This is a genomic window from Flavobacterium lindanitolerans, assembly GCF_002846575.1.
In the GTDB taxonomy this organism is placed as follows: domain Bacteria; phylum Bacteroidota; class Bacteroidia; order Flavobacteriales; family Flavobacteriaceae; genus Flavobacterium; species Flavobacterium lindanitolerans.
Genome location: NZ_PJND01000007.1, coordinates 91,876 through 111,962, shown reverse-complemented (window position 1 = coordinate 111,962; position 20,087 = coordinate 91,876). Strand labels below are relative to the sequence as shown.

Here is a 20,087-nt window from a genome sequence, read left to right as displayed (position 1 = left end):
ATGAAAAAAATACTACTCCTTATACTTTTTACAGGCTTTTTAAATAGGGCGACGGCACAGCAGGACCCGCAGTATACGCATTACATGTATAATTTAAGTGTAGTGAATCCGGCCTATGCAACCGCTACGCCTGAAGTGCTTAATTTGGGCGGATTATACCGTACGCAATGGGTTGGTGCAGTTGGAGCGCCAAAGACATTTACCTTTTTTGGGCACATGCCTGCAAGCAAAAATGTTGAACTCGGTCTTTCTTTTATTTCGGATGATATTGGAGACGGAGCCAAGAAAGAAAATAACATATTTGGCGATTTCGCTTATGTATTACAATTGAATAGTAACCACAGGCTTTCTTTAGGTCTGAAAGCAGGAGTGACTATTTTTGAAACCAACTTTAATGGTTTTGTATTGGAAAGCGGTCCGAATGGAACAGACCCTGCTTTTGCCCAGAATATCAACAGCGTTTTCCCAAATCTTGGAGCCGGAGCGTTCTATTTCACGGATAACTATTATATAGGTTTGTCTGCTCCCAATCTTCTGAATACAAAACATCTGGAAGAGCGGCAGGGAATCAACCGTTTTGGTTCTGAAAATGTCCATGTTTTTTTTACCGGAGGTTATGTCTTTCAAATTAACCAGGACCTGAAACTAAAACCATCATTTATGGCCAAAGCAGTGAAAGGCGCTCCGGGTGTAGTTGATGTTTCTGCAAATGTTTTGCTGTATGATAAATTTGAGCTTGGCGCTTCCTACAGACTCGATGATGCTATTTGTGGTTTAGTGAATATAAAAGTTACGCCCGATTTAAGAATTGGATATGCCTATGATTACACCACAACCAATTTAGGGCAATTCAATTCAGGAACTCATGAAGTGTTTCTGTTATTTGACCTGAGTTTTATGAAAAAAGGATATGACAAATCTCCAAGATTTTTTTAAAATGAGAATCATGAAAAAGATACTATATGTGCTGATTGTCATTCTTAATTTTCATAATGGGAATGCACAGGATTTAAAAAAAGCAAATGCTTATTTTGAACGGACTTTCTATAGCGAAGCCATTCCGTTATATGAAAACATTATTAAAGATAATCATAGTTTTGAAGTCGTAAGTAATCTGGCCAATGCCTATTATTATACGAATGACCTTAAAAATGCTGAGAGATGGTATCGCTTCCTTCTTAAAAATTATAGTGCTGATTTTGGTGACGATTATTATTTCAGGTACATACATTCATTAAAGGCAGTTGGAAAGCAGGAGGAAGCCAATGCTTTGGCAAGAGGCAGGATAGAATATTATGCAAAGACAGATGAGGTAGCAGCATTTGATAAACAGCTTGCCGTTTTAGAAAATATTGCCGCATTGGGGAACCGTTTTGAAATCAAAAATCTGGAAATCAATACCAAAAACTCTGATTTCGGGGCAGTAAAAAAAGGTTCGGACCTGATTTATGCTTCGCCTGGAAAAAGTAAAGTTTATAAATGGAATAATGAGAATTATCTGGACCTGTATGTAATTCCAATTGAGAATGCCAAAAAAGGCGATTCGATAGCAAAAGACTTTTCCAATTCGATAAATACTAAAATGCACGAATCCAATGCGGTCTTTACCAAAGATGGCAAGAAAATGTATTTTACCAGAAACAATTTTAATAATGGAAAAAAGGGGAAGGACAACAAAAAGGTTTCGCATTTGCAGATTTTCAGTGCTGAATTTGAAGATGGCGAGTGGAAAAATATAAAATCATTGCCGTTTAACAGCGATAATTATTCTACTGAGCATCCGGCTTTGAGTCCTGACGAACAGACGCTTTACTTTGCTTCGGATATGCCAGGAAGTATAGGCTCTTTTGATATTTATTATGTAGCGGTTAATGAAGGTAAATTCAGTACGCCTGTGAATCTGGGTACTAATATAAACACCATACACAAAGAGCAGTTCCCTTTTATTTCAAAAGATGGGAAGCTCTATTTTTCATCGGATGGACATCTTGGATTTGGCTCGTTGGACGTATTTGTTTCGACTGGTGATAATGGAGAATTTTCAAAACCGGTAAACATTGGATTTCCGGTCAATTCAGAATATGATGACTTTGCTTTTACTATCGATTCAGATACAAAAGAAGGATACTTTTCTTCCAATCGTATTGGAGGGAAAGGCAATGATGATATTTACCAGATTAACGAAACCAAACCTTTGATTGTTGAAGATTGTAAGCAACTAATTTCGGGTGTTATTACCGATGAAATTACAAAACTGCCTTTAGAAGGAGTTTTGGTTGTTTTGCAAAACTCAGAAAAAGTAGAAGTCCAAAGAAAAATTACAGCTGCGGATGGGAAGTTTATTTTTGATGCAGCCTGTGCGTCTGCTTATACGGTTTTGGCATCAAAACAAAAATATACAGATAATTCAAGAAGTTTGAAATTATCAAAAGAACGGAATAAAAATAATGATGCTTCAATGGCCTTGAAGTCGTTGGAAACCATTAAGCAGGAACAGGAAACAGCATTACAGCAAAAGAAAAAAGAGGAAGAGGCTGCAAAGCAAAAAGAAAAGGAATTGGCAGAAGCCGATAAAAAGAAACGCATTGAAAAACTTCTGGCTGATGAAAAAGATGTGGTCAGGGATAAAGACAGGCTGCTGATTAAGACAGAACCGATTTATTTTGATTATGATTTGTGGTATATCCGAAAAGAATCCAAACCGATATTAAACAAGGTAATCGCCCTGATGAAAAAATATCCGGATATGGTTGTCGAAATTGGTTCGCATACGGATGTACGGGGCAATAACAAGTACAATCTTGATTTGTCCGAAAAGCGTGCTGCTTCAACAAGAGAATATTTTATAGAACAGGGCATACCGAACAGCCGAATCTTTTCGCGCGGTTATGGTGAAACGGTGCAAATTGTAAAATGTGTACCCGAAGAGTCCTGCACAGAAGAACAGCACGAATTAAACCGTCGTAGTGAATTTGTTATTAAAGGAATATAAAAAAACCGCCTATATTGGCGGTTTTTTGTTTTTAGGACCTTACTTTGATAAGGCTGCTTTCTTCGTTTTGTACTTTTAGCTCCAGTTCTTTGATTTTGACTTCCTGTTTGCTGATTTTGATTTCTTCTTCCTGAATTTCAATAGGAGTAAGTTTGCCCTTGGCTTTCTTTTTATCCAATTTGCTTCTGTTTTTTTCTAAAGATTTTTTTTCATCAGCAAGCTTTGTCTTGGCTTTTAAAACGCTCTTTTCTGCCGAAAGTATTTTTTTCTGTCTTTTTTCAAAATCTTTCTTTTCGCGTTCCATTTCTTTTTGAGCCTTTTCTAACTTACGCTGTTCTTTTTCAAATTCTTTCGCTTTTTTCTCTGCTTCTTTTAATGCTTTTGCATCGGCTTTTGCCTTTTCTTCAAGCTGTGTCTGTGTCAGTAATGCTGTTTGTGCAGAAGCCATGACGGCTACTGAATCTTTTGCCATCAGCGGTGTTTCCTGTTTTTCCTGGGCAGATACTGTTTGAAGTGCAGTACATAAAATAGAAGTTAAAATAATTTTGGCTTTCATAAATAGTCGTATTTTAGTTAGCGATTTCGTTTGCTGGTAAATATAACAAATACCATTCCGAAAAATAAAAATATAACACAGATATCGACGAATGAATAAAAAAACCGTTTTATATGCATTATTATCAGTAATTGTTGCAATTGCTTATTTTTTAAAAAACAATAAAAAGGAAGTAAGCAGTAATAAGCTGCCTGCTGAAATTTCATCTACTGAAACAAAAAAAGATACTGCGGGGTTAGAAACCCGAATTGTAAAAGACAAGTATCTGCCTACTTCTACTACGAATCAGTTGGTGATGCGCCAAAATTTTACTTTATCCTATCATGAAAAATACGAACAGGCTGAATGGGTGTTCTACGAAGCAAAAGCCTCTGGCGGAAGAAGTTCAGATTTCAAAAGACCTTTTTTTATTCAGGACCCTTTGGTGAAGACAGGCTCGGCAGATTGGAAAAACTACAGGAATTCAGGCTATGATAAAGGACATTTGTGTCCGGCAGGCGATATGAAATTTTCAAAACAGGCTTTTGATGATACGTTTTATACCTCAAATATTTCGCCCCAAAAGAAAGATTTCAATTCTGGTGTTTGGAACAGGCTGGAACAGAAAATACGTTACTGGGCTGATAAGTACGATGGTATTTATGTAGTGACCGGTGGTGTACTGTCTGACGGACTCAAAACAATAGGACATGAAGAAGTAGCGGTGCCAAAATATTTCTATAAAGTTTTATTGGATGTTGACAAAGGACAATATAGAATGATTGGTTTTTTAGTGCCGCATGAAAACAGCCAGAAACCATTATATGAATTTGTAGTTCCTGTTGATGAAATTGAGCGTATGACCGGAATTGATTTCTTTCCAGTATTGCCTGATGCTATAGAGAACAAATTAGAAAAAAGCAGTGATTATAAAGCCTGGAGTTTCTAAAATTACCACTCATTAACTTTGTTCGCGTCCATCTTAATGAAAATAAATAAGAGGATACTGAAAGCAAAAAGGCTCGAACCTCCATACGAGAAGAAAGGTAATGGTACTCCAATTGTTGGGAATAACCTGATGAGCATCGTAATATTTACAAAGAAGTGCGCAAACAGGAAGGTAGCCACACAATAACCATAAACCCGGCTGAATTTGGTTTTTTGGTTTTCAGCCAGATAAATAATACGTAAGAAAAGGGCAACGAATAGCGCTATTACAATAACAGCACCAACAAACCCCCATTCTTCTCCAACAGTTGTAAAAATATAATCAGTGTGCTGCTCCGGAACAAAGCCTCCTTTGGTCTGTGTGCCTTCCAGAAATCCTTTTCCAAACCATCCTCCGGAACCAATAGCAATCATGGACTGGTTGAGGTTATATCCTTCATTCTTTAAATCGACATTTTGTCCAAAAAGTACATTGATTCTGTCTTTCTGGTGCGCTTCCAATACGTTGTCGTATACAAAGTCTACCGAATAAGTAAAACCGGCAATCAGCACAAAAATAATGGCGGACGCTAATGGATTTCTGTTGATTCTTTTAGAAAGCAAAAACTGAATCAGTATAACAACCAAAGCTATAAGCAAAACAAAGTGTGGCTCAATAAGCAACGACATAAAAAACAGCAGTACGGCAAGGAATCCGGTCCATAAATACCACGCAGGCAATCCTTCACGATACAGTACAAAAACCAGGGCAACAAAAATCATAGCCGTTCCCGTGTCATGCACCAAAATAAGCAATAACGGAACACCCATAATGGCAAAGGCCTTTAACTGGTCGTTAAAGTTTTTCAGGTTAACCTGTACGTCGCTCAGGTATTTTGCCAGAAGCAGCGCCGTTGAGGTCTTTACGAATTCTGAAGGCTGTAAGGTAAAACCGCCAATGCTATACCAGTTGGTTTGTCCTTTGATGGTCTTTCCAAAAACAAAAAGCCCCAGTAAGGATATCAATCCGGCTATATAAAAGACAAAAGCATATTTTTCATAGATTTTGGCATCTACCGTAAGGACAACCAGAACCAAAGGAACAGTAAGGCAGATAAACAGAATCTGTTTTCCGTAAATCTGGCTGATGTCAAAAATAGAGGTTTGCTCCAATGGTAACGAAGCAGAATAAATATTGAGCCATCCCATGATTACCAGAAGGATAAACAGGAGTATAGTAATCCAGTCGATATTATTTGTTACGCTTTGGTTTTTCATTAATATCTATTGATTTATTTTGAATGGCTTCCCACTTGTTACTTTCGCATATTCGCTTTCCAGACTTCCTTCCAGCATTCGTTTCTCTAAGTCGGTACGCGTGATTTTTCCCCGAAGGTATTTTTCAAGCATTAAGCTGGCAATAGGACCGGCCCAACGAGCTCCCCAATATCCGTTTTCAACGAACACCGCAACGGCAATTTTTGGATTGTCTTTTGGTGCAAAGGCGACAAAAATAGAGTGGTCAGTAAGCTGCGTAGTTACACCATTAATTTTTGTTTTATTTTCTGCCGTACCTGTTTTTCCACAAATATCGATTCCTTCAACTCTTAGAGAACGTGCGGTTCCTTCGTTATAAACTGCAAAAAGACCTTCAATAACCGGCTTGAAATACTGCTTGTCTACTGTAGTGACGTGCTTGGTCGTATATTTTTTATCAATCGTATGATTCTTGATCTTTTTGATGATATGGGGCGTATAGTAATAACCTTCATTGGCTACAGCAGCCATCATATTGGCCAATTGTATTGGAGTGGTAGAAACTTCTCCCTGACCAATAGCATTGGAAACAATAGTGGTACTTCTCCAGCCTCCGTTAGGATACCATCGCTTATAATATCTGGAATCAGGAATAAGCCCTTTTCTCCCTGCCGGTAGGTCATAGCCCATAAAGTTTCCTAATCCAAAACTTTTCAGGTGATTGCTCCATGCATCAACACCATAAGTAGGTTTTGGATATTTGTTTATTGTCCTCATGAAAACATTGGCAAAATAGGTATTGCAGGAATGTGCTATTCCGGTATGGAGATTATTATTGCCGGAATCGTGGCATTTCATAAAGGCGCCACGGCCGTAGGAAAATCCATGGCTGCAATGAAAGGTCATATTTTCATCGATAACTTCTTCTTGCAGGCCAATTAGTCCGGTCATGATTTTAAAAGGAGAGCCCGGAGGATACTCGGCTAAAAGTCCCCGGTCAAACAAAGGTTTGGCGAGTGAATCCTGGCTAAGTTTTAAATAGTTTTTAGAACGGTCTCTTCCCACCAAAATAGCCGGATCATAAGACGGAGCAGAAACCAGTGCCAGAATTTCTCCTGATTTTGGCTCTAAAGCAACAATACCACCACGCTTGTTTATCATTAGCGACTCGCCATATTTTTGAAGTTCGATGTCTAATGTAAGTGTAACATCTTCGCCCTGTACGGCAATCGTGTCATAAATACCTTCTTTATACGAACCGATGTCGCGGTTAAAACGGTCTTTTTGGATGTATTTTACTCCTTTGGTTCCACGAAGAAATTCTTCATAGACTTCTTCAACACCTTGTTTTCCAATTAAATCACCACTTTTGTAATAGGGGTTCTTTTTAATGATGGCATCGTTTACCTGTGCGATATAACCAAAAACATTGGCAGCCGCATTGACCTGATAATCCCTGAGCGAACGTTTCTGTATGTAAAATCCCTGATATTTTCTGATTTTTTCCTGAAAGCCGGCATATTCCTTTTTGTTTAGCTGAGGTAAGAATACAGAAGGAAGCCTCGGACTGTAAACAGTCGCTTTGTTCATTTTGGTTATGAATTCTTCTTTTGTAATCTTTAAAAGCTTGCAGAACTCTAAAGTATCAATCTCCTTGACATCTTTTGGAATAACCATGACATCATACGAAGGTTGGTTTGCAACCAAAAGCACACCATTCCTGTCAAACATATAACCGCGTTCCGGATAATCGTATTTTATCTTGATGGCGTTGTTGTCAGACTTTTTGATAAAAGAGTCGTCGATAATTTGAAGATAGAAAAGCCTGGCCACAATCACAATTGCAGCTACAATTATTAAAGAGGGAAGAAGAAGTTTTCTCATCTTTTGGCAGTAGGCTTAAATATATAAATAATAACGATACAGAGAATTAATGTAAAAATTGAACTGAACAGGGTTCGCAATAAAATGTTGAGTATAAAGCTCAGTTTAAAAATTTCTAATAAGAATAATATGATGTGGTGTGTAAATACCGAAATCAAAAGAAATGAAAACCGTTCCGGGGTTAGCTTGTCGTTAATCTTCACCGTTTGGTACTCATAACTCACTCCAAAAGAAAACCTGAAGAAAGTTGGCCTTACGTAGGCAAGAATAACACAAGCTGTGGCATGAACACCTCCCGAATCACAAAACATATCCATAATAATGCCCAGGAAGAAGCTCGCCAGTAACAAACCGGCCCTGTTTCCGTTTACCGGATAAAGAAGGATGAAAAGGATATAAGGATAGGGATTCACATAGCCCCAGAAATCAATTTCATTAAAAATCAATACCTGTGCGGCAAGCAAAAGTATAAAGCGGGCGATATTTAATAATAGCGTACTATTCATTTTTTTCTTCCGTTTTAGCCTCTAATTCTTCAATCTCTTTTCGTTCATAGTTTTCCAGAACATACACATGCCCAAGATTAGTCATGTCATTGAAAAGACGTATGTTCAGGGTGAAATAATTCGTTTCCTTGTCAGTATAAATCTTATCGATTACGCCAATATTTATGTTTGGAGGGAATGTAACAGATTCGTTTCCGGTTACAATCGTATCGCCTTTTCGAACATTTGCCAATCGGGGCACATCAATCAACTGTACAAAACCGGTACTTTTTCCATCCCAGCGCAAGGTTCCGAAATGGTTCGATTTTTTAATACGCGCATTGATTTCCGATTTAACATTCAGAATACTGATTACCGTAGCATAATTTTTTGAAGTATGCTCCACAATTCCAATGATTCCTAAGCTATTAACGACTCCCATATCCGGTTTGATTCCCGCCTTGCTGCCTTCATCCAATGTCAGATAGTTTTCTTTTACATTGTAGGAGTTTTTAATAACCTTGGCTTGTACAATATTGATTTTTCCATATCCTTTCAAGCTGTCTCTCACTACAATTCCGGTGGAATCCTTAGCGTTGAAAAGCATTTTTTTAAGGATAGCATTCTCTTTGGCAAGCTGTTCGTTCTGTGTTTTCAGATTCAGGTATTCCTGGACGCTGTGGATTTTTTCATAGACGCCACCACTGATAAAATTAGCAGAAGTTACGGCCTTGCTTCTATGATAGGAATGCGATTGTATGGTAAGCACTAACGAGATGCCCAAAAGCAGCAAAAACAGCAACCTGTTGCTGTTTTTAAGTATAAAATTAAATATTTGCTGCATGAACTATGCTTGTTATTTTATTAATATGCTTCTGAATTTTGGGATGTTTTTAAGTGCCATTCCCGTTCCTCGGACTACCGCTCTTAAAGGGTCTTCTGCGATGTAAACAGGAAGGTCGGTTTTTTGTGAAATTCGTTTGTCTAATCCTCTCAGCATCGAACCTCCTCCTGCAAGATAAATACCCGTGTTGTAAATATCGGCTGCCAATTCCGGTGGTGTCTGTGATAAGGTTTCCATAACGGCATCCTCAATTCTTTGGATGGACTTGTCTAAAGCTTTGGCGATTTCCCTGAAAGAAACTTCTACCTGTTTTGGCTTTCCGGTTAGCAAGTCACGACCCTGAACCGACATGTCGTCTGGCGGGCTTTCCAAATCTTCGATGGCAGCACCGATTTCAATTTTTATTTTTTCGGCGGTACTTTCTCCAACGAAAAGGTTGTGCTGGGTTCTCATGTAATAAACAATGTCGTTTGTGAAAACGTCTCCCGCAATTTTTACCGATTTGTCACATACAATTCCTCCAAGAGCAATAACGGCAATTTCAGTTGTACCTCCACCTATGTCAACAATCATGTTTCCTTTTGGCTGCATGATGTCTACACCAATACCAATTGCTGCAGCCATTGGTTCGTGAATCAGGTAAACTTCTTTTCCATTTACACGCTCTGCAGATTCTTTTACCGCTCTCATCTCCACTTCTGTAATTCCGGACGGAATACAGATTACCATTCTCAAGGCTGGCGTAAACAATCTTTTCTTTAAGGCAGGAATACTTTTTATAAACATGCTGATCATCTTTTCAGATGCGTCAAAGTCAGCAATAACCCCATCTTTCAAGGGCCTTATCGTTTTTATGTTTTCATGGGTTTTACCTTGCATCATGCTCGCTTCCTTACCAACGGCAATAATTTTGCCGGATACTCTGTCACGAGCTACAATTGATGGGCTGTCAATCACAACTTTATCGTTGTGAATAATCAGGGTGTTGGCTGTACCAAGGTCTATTGCGATGTCCTCGGTCATGAAATCAAAAAATCCCATAAGTAATTTTAGGGTTTAAAAATGTTTATAAAATTTTAACATGCAAAGTTACATAATTTAATGTTTGAAATGACGTGTTCCTGTAAATACCATTGCAACTTTATTTTCATTGCAGTAATTGATACTTAATTCGTCTTTTATGGAGCCACCAGGTTGAATTACAGCAGTAATTCCGGCGTTATGAGCAATTTCCACGCAATCCGGGAAAGGGAAAAATGCATCACTTGCCATCACGGCGCCTTTCAAATCAAAATTAAAACTATTTGCTTTTTCTATTGCTTGTTTTAAAGCATCAACACGTGACGTTTGTCCTGTTCCTGATGCGATAAGTTGTTTGTTTTTTGCCAATACGATTGTATTGGATTTTGTGTTTTTGCAGATTTTTGACGCAAACAACAAATCTTCAGTTTCTCCTGAAGACGGGGGAGTTGTAGTAACGGTCTTTAAGTGCTCTTTATTGTCTGTTACATTGTCTTTATCTTGCACTAACAATCCGTTCAGACACGTACGAACCTGTTTTTGTGGAAGTTCGATATCGTTTTGAACTAAAATTATTCGGTTTTTCTTTTCAGATAATATTTCAATTGCGGTTTCGTCATAGCCTGGAGCTATTACAACTTCACAGAATAGCTGGTTGATTTCCTTTGCTGTTTCTGTATCGATTTTTCCATTAGCAATAAGAACACCTCCAAATGCAGAAGTAGGGTCGCCTGCCAAAGCATCAAGATAGGCTGCTCTCATTGTGCTTCTTGTTGCTAATCCGCAAGCGTTGTTGTGCTTTAGGATGGCAAAAGTCGGATCGTCGTTTTTGAATTCCAGGATAAGGTTTACGGCCGCATCAACATCTAAAAGGTTGTTGTATGATAATTCTTTACCGTGGAGCTTTTTGAACATGGCGTCAAAATCTCCGAAGAAAAATCCTTTTTGGTGTGGATTTTCTCCATAACGCAAAATCTGGCCCTCTGCAACACTTGCTTTGTAGACAGTATCGTCTGTATTGAAATAATTAAAAATAGCCGTGTCATAATGTGACGAAACATGGAACGCTTTTGTGGCGAACAGTTTTCTGTCTTCCAGTGTCAGGGCTCCGTTTTGTTTTGTGATTACCTCAAGGAAATCGGCATACTGGTCTACAGAAGCCACAATTACGGTGTCCTTGAAGTTTTTTGCGGCAGCACGGATTAGGGAAATGCCGCCAATATCTATTTTTTCTATAATGTCCGCTTCCGAAGCACCGGAGGCTACTGTTTTTTCAAAAGGATATAAGTCAACAATTACCAAATCAATCTGCGGAATCTGATATTCTTCCATCTGCTGAACATCACCTTCATGGTCCTGGCGGTTTAGGATACCACCAAAAATTTTTGGGTGTAATGTTTTTACTCTCCCTCCTAAGATTGACGGATAGGAAGTCACATCTTCTACAGGTACTACAGGTATTCCAAGATTTTTGATAAAATCTTCTGTTCCTCCGGTAGAATAAAAGGTTACATTTTGCTCATGCAGTTTTCTCACGATTGGCTCCAGTCCGTCTTTCGAAAAGACTGAAATCAAGGCCGATTTGATAGTTTTTGAAGTACTCATTGTGTTGTTGTGTTTAAAGGTGCAAAAGTAGCTATTGTAAGTTTAACTATAAAACAATAAATACATGTTTTTTAGGTTTTTTTCAAGATTTATTTCGAGTGGGAGTTTAGGCTTTTGGAAGCTGTTTTTATGAGCGGATTTATGTTTGAAAAATTTTACCTGCGAAGCTTCTTACGGGTATGCCTGTTGCTATTTTTCTTTTTCAGAGAAATATGGAAGTTTTTTTAGGAAATTGTATTAAAATTACTGAATTTTACAGAGACTCAAATTCGGCTTTATGGTTGTATATCTGCGCTTGCTGCGAGAAAGTTTTGGCTTTGCCCTGAATGCGTTACGCAATAATAAATTGCGGACCATTCTTTCGCTTCTTGGTGTCACCATAGGGATTTTTTCTATCATCGCCGTATTAACGGCAGTTGATTCTCTGGATAGAAAGATTAAAAGTGATATGAGCACATTGGATAAAAACACGATGTATCTGAAACGTTTTCCTTTTGGTCCGTCTGAAGTGCCGCGTTGGAAAAGGGACCAGTACCCGAATGTGACTTATGAAGAGTATGATTATCTCAAGAATGCGGTAAATGGTATGGACAAATCTACCTACCAGTTATTTACAAAACGTGAGATTGTAAAATACGATACCAAATCGGTCAGCGATGTCAATATTGTTCCTGCTACTTATGAATTTGTTGAAATTCAGCCCCAAAAGATAAAGGAAGGCCGCTTTTTTAATGAATCGGAGTCCAATTCAGGAACGCCGGTTGCCATAATTGGTTATGAGGTTGCCAACAGCCTTTTTGGAAATATGGACCCGATAGGAAAAAAAATCAGGTTGTATGGCCAGCGGTTTACCGTAATTGGAGTTCTGGAAAAACAGGGACAAGGGATGTTTGGTGAAAACAATGATATTTCAGCATTCATTCCTGTCAATTTTTTAAGAAATAAGTTTGGAGACCATAATGATTCCATGACGCCAATCATCATCATTAAGCCTGATCCGGGTGTTGATGTTGATGCGTTTAAAGGCGAAATCATTCAAAAGTTGCGAAACAAAAGAGGACTGAAAGTAGGAAGCGAGGATAACTTTTTTATTGATGTGTTGTCTGGTTTTACGGATTTGATTGACGGGATTGTAGGAACGATGAATGTGATAGGGTGGGCAATATGTGGCTTTTCGCTTTTAGTGGGTGGATTTGGTGTAGCCAATATTATGTTCGTATCGGTAAAAGAACGTACCAATCTGATTGGAATCCAAAAATCATTGGGAGCAAAAAATAAGTTTATTTTGATGCAATTCCTGTTTGAAGCAATCATATTATGTCTGATAGGTGGTGTGGTAGGTTTATTAATGGTATGGGGAATTGCGGCTATACTGACTAATACCTTGGATTTTGAGTTTGTGCTTGGTTTTAAGAATATTGTTATAGGAACAACTCTGGCTGCTCTTATAGGACTGGTGTCCGGAATATTGCCGGCTGTTTCAGCTTCCCGATTGGATCCGGTTGAAGCCATCAGGACAGGAATGTAAAAACAGAAAAAACAGATATAAAAAAATCCCGATGTTTATTGCATCGGGATTTTTTTGTTTTATCGGATTGGATTGTTAAGAATCAAATCAAGGTATAAATTTATCTTGTTTTTCAACTCTTTTCTAGGAGTAATAAAATCTAAGAAACCGTGTTCTAAGACGAATTCTGCAGTCTGGAAACCTTCAGGGAGGTCTTTTCCTGTGGTGTCTTTTACAACACGAGGTCCTGCAAATCCAATTAAGGCTCCCGGCTCAGAAATGTTCACATCGCCCAACATTGCATAGGATGCTGTTGTTCCTCCGGTAGTAGGATCAGTACATAAAGAGATGTATGGAATTTTAGCTTCAGCTAATTGAGCCAATTTTGCAGAAGTTTTTGCCAACTGCATCAAAGAGTAGGCTGCTTCCATCATTCTTGCTCCTCCTGATTTTGAAATCATTAGGAAAGGGATGTTGTTTTTGATAGAATAATCAATTCCTCTTGCAATTTTTTCACCCACTACGGCACCCATAGAACCACCAATAAAAGCAAAATCCATACAGCAAACAACCAGGTCTTTTCCTTTTGATTTTCCTACTGCTGTTCTAACCGCATCTTTCAGCTTGGTTTTTTCCATAGCGTCTTTTAGTCGGTCTGAGTATTTTTTAGTATCCACGAAATGTAGCGGATCCTTCGATGTCATTTTAGCATCCAATTCCTTGAATTCGTTATTGTCGAACAAAATCTCGAAATATTCCTTGCTTCCAATTCTAACGTGAAATCCGTCTTCCGGGCTCACATATAAATTTCGTGCTAATTCATCTGCATCTACGATTTTTCCGGTAGGCGACTTATACCAAAGTCCCTTAGGAACATCTTTCTTGTCTTCTGTAGCGGTAGTAATTCCTTTTTCTGTTCTTTTAAACCAAGCCATATTTACTTATTTATGGTTAATTGTGAATTATATAAAAAATAAATTCCAGACACTAATAGCATTAGCATCTGGAATTTGATATTACAAAGTGTTTACATTGTTCAGGTCTTTGAAAGCCTGCTCTAATCGGGTGTTGAAAGTAACTTCTCCTTCGCGGATCCATTTTCTTGGATCGTAATATTTTTTATTTGGAGCTTCAGGTCCTTCCGGATTTCCGATTTGGGTTTTCAGATAGTCAATATTCTTAACGATATAATCTCTGATTCCTTCCGTGAAGGCAAATTGCAGGTCTGTATCGATGTTCATCTTAATAACACCATATCCAATAGCTTCTCTGATTTCTTCCAAAGTTGATCCAGAACCTCCGTGGAATACGAAATCTACAGGATTGTGTCCTGTGTTGAATTTGTTCTGTACGTATTCTTGTGAGTTTCTAAGGATTTTTGGCGTAAGCTTTACGTTTCCTGGTTTGTATACGCCATGAACGTTTCCGAAAGCAGCTGCTACTGTAAAACGAGGGCTGATTTTTAGAAGTTCTTCATAAGCATAGGCTACTTCTTCAGGCTGCGTATATAATTTAGAACTGTCTACATCAGAATTGTCAACTCCGTCTTCTTCTCCACCTGTAATTCCAAGCTCGATTTCAAGAGTCATTCCTAATTTGGACATTCTTTTCAGGTATTCTTTGCAGATTTCGATGTTTTCTTCGATTGGCTCTTCAGACAGGTCAATCATGTGAGAACTGAAAAGCGGTTTTCCTGTTTCGGCAAAATGTTTTTCAGATGCATCCAAAAGTCCGTCAATCCAAGGCAATAATTTTTTTGCACAGTGGTCTGTATGTAAAATAACAGTTGCTCCATAAGCTTCTGCCAGAGTGTGGATGTGTTTTGCACCGGCAATGGCTCCTGCGATAGCTGCTTTTTCGTTTTCGTTAGATAAGCCTTTTCCGGCATTGAAGATGGCACCGCCATTTGAGAACTGTATGATAACCGGAGCTTTTAATTTTGCAGCAGTCTCCAAAACGCCATTGATTGTGCTTGAGCCTGTTACGTTTACGGCAGGCAGTGCAAAGCCTTTTTCTTTTGCGTATTTGAAAATCTCCTGTACTTGATCCCCGGTTGCAACTCCTGGTTTTATATTATGAGCCATTGTGTTTTTTGTTTATAGTTAAAGGTTACAAAAATAATAATTTCTGAAATTAGAATGGGTAATTAATTCCAATATTTAATACGGAGTGGCCTAAATTGTAATCTTTGAACCATCTGCCACCTACTTCTTTGGCAGGGTCATAGGTCTTGAACCCTATGTCCAGACGGATAACAAAGAAGTTGAAGTCATATCGGAATCCAAATCCGGAACCTATAGCAATATTCTCCAAAGAACGTATTCCTGTGAAAGTTGATTTTGGGTCTTTTACATCATCCAGTACGTTCCAGATGTTTCCTGCATCCCCAAAAATAGCACCGTTTAGTTTTCCTAACATTTTGAATCGGAGTTCAGCGCTGTATAGAATTTTTAAGTTAGCCTCGTTGAAGTCGTTAATGCTTCCACTACTTCCTGGTCCAAGTCCGTAAGACTGCCAGGCCCGGTTGTCATTGGAACCTCCTGCAAAGTAACTTCGTGAAAAGGGAATGTTGTTTGAATTTCCGTAAGGTATTGCTATTCCGAAAAAAGCGCGCATGGCCAATACCCTGTTGCCGGATAACCCCCAGTGTTTTATAAAATCAAGCTCTCCTTTAACATATTGCGAATATTCAACCTGGAGGATGGTTTTGTTGCCCAAGGAATTTTTAGGCTGTTTGGCAATGTCTGAAATCAGTCCTAAAAAGTTTCCGGCAGATTCAATTTTGGTCTTAAAAATCCAGAAATTGTTATCGAGCAGGTCGGTTTTCGTGTTTTTAGTATAGGTATAGCTGGAAGCAAAAATCAGGTTGTTTTCTGTCAATCGGTCTTTTCTTTCAGAAATACTTTCGATTACTCTTAAATCTTCCGGACTTGTTACAATGGTTGGATTAGGTCCGGTTACATCCTGAAGGAATCCGTTTGTTCCGGATTCTATAATAAGGTCGCCATTGGCATTAAAGTAATCCGGATTAACCTGGCTGGCATAATCTCTTGCCACGTCATTTAACCTTCCGTAAGACGAACGGTACACATTAAAATAATTCGCCTTATTGATGTTTTTTACATATTGTATATTAAACAGGTCGAAACGGGAAGTTGTATTTCGTTTCGGACTCCAGGTATAATACATTGAAGCCGTCAGATTCTCTTTGTCCAAACCTATATTTTGCTGTTTTGCAAAACCAAGACTGAAAACAGTGTTGGGAATCATGTTTTTTGCAATAAGCTTGTCCGTATTAAAAGGAGAAAAGAATCGCGGAATGTTTAACTTAACGTCAGCACCATATTCTGAGAGGTTAAAAAACACGTTGTTTGGATTTGCAATTCCTAAATCTGTTGATGAACCGATATTGCCCCTAAGTGATAGCTCTAAGGTTTCTGCTCCCCGGAAAAGGTTACGGAATGTTCCTGTCATACTGCCCGAAATACCAAAGTTCTGTATGTTGGAATGGGTCACGTCTGCGGAAGCACCAAAGCTAAACTTCTTACGGGGCGTAAGGTAGATGTTTGCAATGAGTGAAGATTCATTGACATCTGTCGAATCTTCTACAAACTGTATGTTTGGATAGTTGAAAACGCGAAGGTTATTCAGAGACCTGGAGGTTGCTGTTCTTCTAAAATCGGCATAGGTGCTTCCTTTTGAAATAAAAATAGCATCGGTCAATGCTTTTGGTCTGTAACGCAGCTTGTCTTTACTATAAATATTAAAGTTGTTGTAGATAGCGCTGTCAGCAACCTTAACCCGATTGCTATTGGAAGGACTGTCAGTAAAGATATTTACTTCGCTTATTTTATAAAGTTTGAAAGGTTTTGTGATGGTAGTATCGCCAACGCGTACGTTACGGTCTGATATTTTCAGGTTTACGTGGGTTTTATGATTCGTATCAATCGAGTCGCAAACAAAATTAATATTGGTTGGCTGGAAATAATAGGCTCCGTTATTTCTGAAGTTTGTGGTAATACGCTCGCGTTCAGCCTCAAAGTTTACAGATTTGAATTGCTGTCCGGGAATGATAAGCGTTTTATTTTTGTTCTTTTCATATAGCGAATCCAGTGCGGGCGTTGCTATTTCTCTGTAAAGGGAGTCTATAATATAGGGTTCGCCGGTGGTTACTGTATATTGTATCTGTCCTTTTTTGTTAGGAAGCGTATCAATTTTATAAGATGTTTTTGCATTGAAGAAACCATTGTTGAAATAATAGGCACGCAGTCGTGCTGTTGATTTCTTGGCCCTTGCCTCATCAATAATAACCGGAGGCTCACCGGTTCTTTTCAGGAAGTTGTGAAAGCCGGAATAGAAAAAGGATTTTCCTAAACGTTCCACCTGTTTCTTTGAAAGCAATTTGGAAAGCCTTTCGTATTTTTTTGGATTGGCGTTCATTTTGGCCTTAAAGGAAGAATCCGGATTCTGCTTGGCAAGGTTATATAAATTCAATCGCAGATTATATCCCAGAATGGTGCTGTTGGGCTTTTGGTACAGGAGATTGCCTATAGCCTCATCTTTTGTGATCTGGTCATTTACAACAATTTCATTCTTTGTTAAAAGCCTTTTTCCTTCCGGAACTCTTTTTACAGTGTTACAGGCGGTAAATATGATTCCTATTAGAAGAAATAGTGATATTTTTGTGCTTATCTTTTTCAAGTGTCGGGCATATTTAATTCAAAAATACATTTTTTATGGTTAGCAAAAACCAAATAAAATTAATAACGGGCTTACAGCAGAAAAAATTCAGAAAAGAGCACCAATTATTTTTTGCCGAAGGCAAAAAAGTGATTCAGGAACTAATCCATTCTGATTTTTTTCTGGAATATTTATTTACGACAACTGCGGTTTTTCCTGACGTAAATCCAAAAAAGATAATAAACATTTCCGAAAGCGAATTGAAAAAGATCAGTGCCCTGACTACTCCAAATGATTGTCTTGCCGTTTTCAGAAAACCGGAACCTAAAAAGATAAACGAAACCGGATTAATTGTTACGCTGGATGACATCCGCGACCCGGGAAATCTGGGCACTATAATACGTTTATGTGATTGGTTTGGCATTTCCGAATTGGTCTGTTCTGAGGAAACGGTTGATATTTATAATCCTAAGGTCGTGCAGGCTACTATGGGTTCAATTGCGCGAGTGAATGTTAGTTATGTAAATCTTGAAAAGTTTATATCCGAAACTAATTTGCCTGTTTTTGGAACTTTCATGGACGGTGACAACATTTATAAGACTGAATTACCGAAAGAAGGAATTATTGTCATGGGCAATGAGGCCAACGGAATTTCATCCCAAATTGAACAAACCGTGAATCATAGGCTGGCTATTCCGAGATTTGGAAATCTACAGTTAACGGAAAGCCTTAATGTGGCTACTGCTACTGCCATTATCCTAAGCGAATTCAAAAGAAGCTAAGTCTATTGGAAAGTAAAATTGACAAAAACGCCTCTGGTTTTCATTGAACCGACATTGCTTGTCCATGGACTGTTTGGGTCATTATCACGAATTAACTCATCATCCAATCCGAATATACCCCGGATAGAAGGAGAAAATTTGAAATATTCCAGATATAGATCAACTCCAAATCCCAGTTCGTAATTATTTGTCCATTGTTTCATTCTGAAACGGTCATTTAAGTTGTCTTCTTTTGACTTTGAATTACTGCCCAGATTTAGGGAAGTTGAAACACCACCAACTAAAAACGGACGGATATTTCCGGTTCTCATCGAAGAAAACTTTAATAATAAAGGGAAATGGATATAAGTCGACTTTACTTGTCTTAAAGCATCGCTTTCACTCTCAAAGCCAGGGAAAAGAAGGTCTCTTTGCGTATAGTATAATCCGGGTTCAAAGCGAAGGTCGATATATTCGTGCAGCCTTAAATTTCCTATAAGACCTACGTTAAATCCGGTTGTTCCTTTCACTTGTATTTCTTTTCCGGGCTGCTTGTAATCGAATTTAAAGTCATAGGCATTAAATCCGAGGAAGTAGCCCCAATGGACACGCTGTTTATCCCAGTTTTCCAAATTGATAATAGGGTCTTTGCTGAATAGGTTGGTGCCAAATTGCGCCTGACTATTCAAGGAAAGGGATAAAAGAAAAATCGCAAATATTTTTTTCATATTTATTTCTTAGAGGCAGAGTAAATGGTTGCAACTCCAAAGGTTTGTGGTTGGTCTGCAACTTCTATAAACCCAATTTTTCTCAAAATATTGTTTAAGGCTTCGCCAAAAGGGAAAACTGACGCAGATTCTGAAAGATAGCCATAGGCGGCATTGTCTTTAGAAAACAGCTTTCCTATAAGAGGAAGGATGTTTTTTGTATAGAAATTATAAAATTGTTTATAGGGTGATTTTGTTGGATTCGAAGTTTCTAAAATAACAAAAATTCCGCCAGGTTTAAGTACACGCAGGATTTCTGATAGTCCTTTTTCAAGATGTTCAAAGTTTCTGACTCCAAAAGCAACCGTAATAGCATCAAAAGAATTGTCCTCAAAAGGCATGTTTTCTGAATCGGCCTGAATCATTTCGATTCTGTCTGAAAGGTTTTTGGCTTCGATTTTTTTTCTTCCCACTTCCAGCATTCCTGCGGAAATATCAAGTCCTATTATTTTTGAAGCCCTGGTCTGTGACATTAATATGGCCAAATCTCCCGTTCCGGTAGCAATATCTAAAATGGTTTCCGGTTGTTTTGAGGCTACAATCTTCAATACTTTTTTTCTCCATTTGATATCGATACCAAAAGAGATAACGCGGTTTAATCCGTCGTATTTTCCGGAAATCGTATCAAACATTTGCTCAACCTGCTCTTTCTTTCCTAAAGAAGAACCTTTATAGGGAGTGACGTTCTCTGACATTTTCAATAGTTTGCGCAAAGATAAACTATTATAATTGATAACAAACAACATCAATTTAATATGGTTGAGTTGTTTTAAGAACGGGTAGGCAGAGGGTCACTAAATTAGGTTAGAAAAAAATTTACCAA

At 38.3% G+C, this 20,087-nt stretch carries 17 protein-coding genes; 5 read left to right on the top strand and 12 right to left on the bottom strand.

The window, feature by feature from the left end; translation table 11 throughout:
- Both B0G92_RS00585 and B0G92_RS00580 read left to right on the top strand, forming a co-directional pair.
- Complete coding sequence (locus tag B0G92_RS00585; RefSeq protein WP_101470721.1) at nucleotides 1–936, top strand: PorP/SprF family type IX secretion system membrane protein; 936 nt, start codon at nucleotides 1–3, stop codon at nucleotides 934–936.
- A gap of 10 nt (nucleotides 937–946) precedes the next feature.
- Entirely contained in the window at nucleotides 947–2,992 is a 2,046-nt protein-coding gene (locus B0G92_RS00580) for an OmpA family protein (protein ID WP_101471984.1), read from the top strand.
- A gap of 31 nt (nucleotides 2,993–3,023) precedes the next feature.
- Here the strand turns inward: B0G92_RS00580 and B0G92_RS00575 are convergent, their stop codons facing one another.
- Entirely contained in the window at nucleotides 3,024–3,548 is a 525-nt protein-coding gene (locus B0G92_RS00575; protein WP_101470720.1) for a hypothetical protein, read from the bottom strand.
- 91 nt (nucleotides 3,549–3,639) lie between these two features.
- Between B0G92_RS00575 and B0G92_RS00570 the strand changes: the two genes are divergently transcribed.
- A complete protein-coding gene (locus B0G92_RS00570; protein ID WP_101470719.1) occupies nucleotides 3,640–4,476 on the top strand; it encodes a DNA/RNA non-specific endonuclease in 837 nt (278 codons plus the stop codon).
- Nucleotides 4,477–4,478: 2 nt separating this feature from the next.
- On the opposite strand, the gene rodA is transcribed toward B0G92_RS00570, so the two are convergent.
- Genes rodA through purH form a run of 6 tightly spaced genes read right to left on the bottom strand, consistent with a single transcriptional unit; the run spans nucleotide 4,479 to nucleotide 11,549 of the window.
- Nucleotides 4,479–5,732 carry a rod shape-determining protein RodA gene (gene rodA / locus B0G92_RS00565; protein WP_101470718.1) on the bottom strand — a complete coding sequence of 418 codons (1,254 nt, stop codon included), beginning with the start codon at nucleotides 5,730–5,732 and terminating at the stop codon, nucleotides 4,479–4,481.
- A 6-nt stretch (nucleotides 5,733–5,738) separates the two neighbouring features.
- Entirely contained in the window at nucleotides 5,739–7,595 is a 1,857-nt protein-coding gene (mrdA, locus tag B0G92_RS00560) for a penicillin-binding protein 2 (protein WP_101470717.1), read from the bottom strand.
- Complete coding sequence (locus B0G92_RS00555; RefSeq protein WP_056072233.1) at nucleotides 7,592–8,101, bottom strand: hypothetical protein; 510 nt, start codon at nucleotides 8,099–8,101, stop codon at nucleotides 7,592–7,594. The genes mrdA and B0G92_RS00555 overlap by 4 nt, the downstream gene beginning before the upstream one ends.
- Nucleotides 8,094–8,924 (bottom strand): rod shape-determining protein MreC, encoded by an 831-nt coding sequence (gene mreC / locus B0G92_RS00550; protein WP_056072236.1) that lies wholly within the window; start codon nucleotides 8,922–8,924, stop codon nucleotides 8,094–8,096. The genes B0G92_RS00555 and mreC overlap by 8 nt, the downstream gene beginning before the upstream one ends.
- A 12-nt stretch (nucleotides 8,925–8,936) precedes the next feature.
- Nucleotides 8,937–9,965 (bottom strand): rod shape-determining protein, encoded by a 1,029-nt coding sequence (locus tag B0G92_RS00545; RefSeq protein ID WP_056072239.1) that lies wholly within the window; start codon nucleotides 9,963–9,965, stop codon nucleotides 8,937–8,939.
- A gap of 57 nt (nucleotides 9,966–10,022) precedes the next feature.
- Entirely contained in the window at nucleotides 10,023–11,549 is a 1,527-nt protein-coding gene (purH, locus tag B0G92_RS00540) for a bifunctional phosphoribosylaminoimidazolecarboxamide formyltransferase/IMP cyclohydrolase (RefSeq protein ID WP_101470716.1), read from the bottom strand.
- A gap of 277 nt (nucleotides 11,550–11,826) precedes the next feature.
- Here purH and B0G92_RS00535 point away from each other — a divergent pair, with 277 nt between their 5' ends.
- The gene (locus B0G92_RS00535) at nucleotides 11,827–13,077 is read left to right on the top strand and encodes an ABC transporter permease (protein WP_101470715.1); all 1,251 of its coding nucleotides are present in this window, start codon (nucleotides 11,827–11,829) and stop codon (nucleotides 13,075–13,077) included.
- Nucleotides 13,078–13,136: 59 nt separating this feature from the next.
- Here the strand turns inward: B0G92_RS00535 and accD are convergent, their stop codons facing one another.
- The 3 genes from accD to tamL form a co-directional block, all read right to left on the bottom strand.
- Nucleotides 13,137–13,991 (bottom strand): acetyl-CoA carboxylase, carboxyltransferase subunit beta, encoded by an 855-nt coding sequence (accD, locus tag B0G92_RS00530; RefSeq protein WP_056072248.1) that lies wholly within the window; start codon nucleotides 13,989–13,991, stop codon nucleotides 13,137–13,139.
- Between the two features lie 81 nt (nucleotides 13,992–14,072).
- Nucleotides 14,073–15,140 carry a class II fructose-bisphosphate aldolase gene (fbaA, locus tag B0G92_RS00525; protein ID WP_056072251.1) on the bottom strand — a complete coding sequence of 356 codons (1,068 nt, stop codon included), beginning with the start codon at nucleotides 15,138–15,140 and terminating at the stop codon, nucleotides 14,073–14,075.
- A 49-nt stretch (nucleotides 15,141–15,189) separates the two neighbouring features.
- Nucleotides 15,190–17,757 carry a translocation and assembly module lipoprotein TamL gene (tamL, locus tag B0G92_RS00520; protein ID WP_101470714.1) on the bottom strand — a complete coding sequence of 856 codons (2,568 nt, stop codon included), beginning with the start codon at nucleotides 17,755–17,757 and terminating at the stop codon, nucleotides 15,190–15,192.
- Between the two features lie 35 nt (nucleotides 17,758–17,792).
- Between tamL and B0G92_RS00515 the strand changes: the two genes are divergently transcribed.
- Nucleotides 17,793–18,518, top strand: coding sequence for a TrmH family RNA methyltransferase (locus B0G92_RS00515; protein ID WP_101470713.1), 726 nt, complete (start codon nucleotides 17,793–17,795; stop codon nucleotides 18,516–18,518).
- A gap of 2 nt (nucleotides 18,519–18,520) precedes the next feature.
- On the opposite strand, the gene porT is transcribed toward B0G92_RS00515, so the two are convergent.
- Entirely contained in the window at nucleotides 18,521–19,225 is a 705-nt protein-coding gene (gene porT, locus B0G92_RS00510; RefSeq protein WP_101470712.1) for a type IX secretion/gliding motility protein PorT/SprT, read from the bottom strand.
- A gap of 2 nt (nucleotides 19,226–19,227) precedes the next feature.
- A complete protein-coding gene (gene ubiE, locus B0G92_RS00505; protein WP_101470711.1) occupies nucleotides 19,228–19,959 on the bottom strand; it encodes a bifunctional demethylmenaquinone methyltransferase/2-methoxy-6-polyprenyl-1,4-benzoquinol methylase UbiE in 732 nt (243 codons plus the stop codon).
- Nucleotides 19,960–20,087: the final 128 nt, after the last annotated feature.

What these genes read in the sequence shown, in the direction of transcription:
- B0G92_RS00585 (WP_101470721.1), top strand. Translation starts at nt 1, where the DNA reads ATGAAAAAAATACTACTCCTTATACTTTTTACAGGCTTTTTAAATAGG.
- B0G92_RS00580 (WP_101471984.1), top strand. Translation starts at nt 947, where the DNA reads ATGAAAAAGATACTATATGTGCTGATTGTCATTCTTAATTTTCATAAT.
- B0G92_RS00575 (WP_101470720.1), bottom strand. Translation starts at nt 3,548, where the DNA reads ATGAAAGCCAAAATTATTTTAACTTCTATTTTATGTACTGCACTTCAA.
- B0G92_RS00570 (WP_101470719.1), top strand. Translation starts at nt 3,640, where the DNA reads ATGAATAAAAAAACCGTTTTATATGCATTATTATCAGTAATTGTTGCA.
- rodA (WP_101470718.1), bottom strand. Translation starts at nt 5,732, where the DNA reads ATGAAAAACCAAAGCGTAACAAATAATATCGACTGGATTACTATACTC.
- mrdA (WP_101470717.1), bottom strand. Translation starts at nt 7,595, where the DNA reads ATGAGAAAACTTCTTCTTCCCTCTTTAATAATTGTAGCTGCAATTGTG.
- B0G92_RS00555 (WP_056072233.1), bottom strand. Translation starts at nt 8,101, where the DNA reads ATGAATAGTACGCTATTATTAAATATCGCCCGCTTTATACTTTTGCTT.
- mreC (WP_056072236.1), bottom strand. Translation starts at nt 8,924, where the DNA reads ATGCAGCAAATATTTAATTTTATACTTAAAAACAGCAACAGGTTGCTG.
- B0G92_RS00545 (WP_056072239.1), bottom strand. Translation starts at nt 9,965, where the DNA reads ATGGGATTTTTTGATTTCATGACCGAGGACATCGCAATAGACCTTGGT.
- purH (WP_101470716.1), bottom strand. Translation starts at nt 11,549, where the DNA reads ATGAGTACTTCAAAAACTATCAAATCGGCCTTGATTTCAGTCTTTTCG.
- B0G92_RS00535 (WP_101470715.1), top strand. Translation starts at nt 11,827, where the DNA reads ATGGTTGTATATCTGCGCTTGCTGCGAGAAAGTTTTGGCTTTGCCCTG.
- accD (WP_056072248.1), bottom strand. Translation starts at nt 13,991, where the DNA reads ATGGCTTGGTTTAAAAGAACAGAAAAAGGAATTACTACCGCTACAGAA.
- fbaA (WP_056072251.1), bottom strand. Translation starts at nt 15,140, where the DNA reads ATGGCTCATAATATAAAACCAGGAGTTGCAACCGGGGATCAAGTACAG.
- B0G92_RS00515 (WP_101470713.1), top strand. Translation starts at nt 17,793, where the DNA reads ATGGTTAGCAAAAACCAAATAAAATTAATAACGGGCTTACAGCAGAAA.
- porT (WP_101470712.1), bottom strand. Translation starts at nt 19,225, where the DNA reads ATGAAAAAAATATTTGCGATTTTTCTTTTATCCCTTTCCTTGAATAGT.
- ubiE (WP_101470711.1), bottom strand. Translation starts at nt 19,959, where the DNA reads ATGTCAGAGAACGTCACTCCCTATAAAGGTTCTTCTTTAGGAAAGAAA.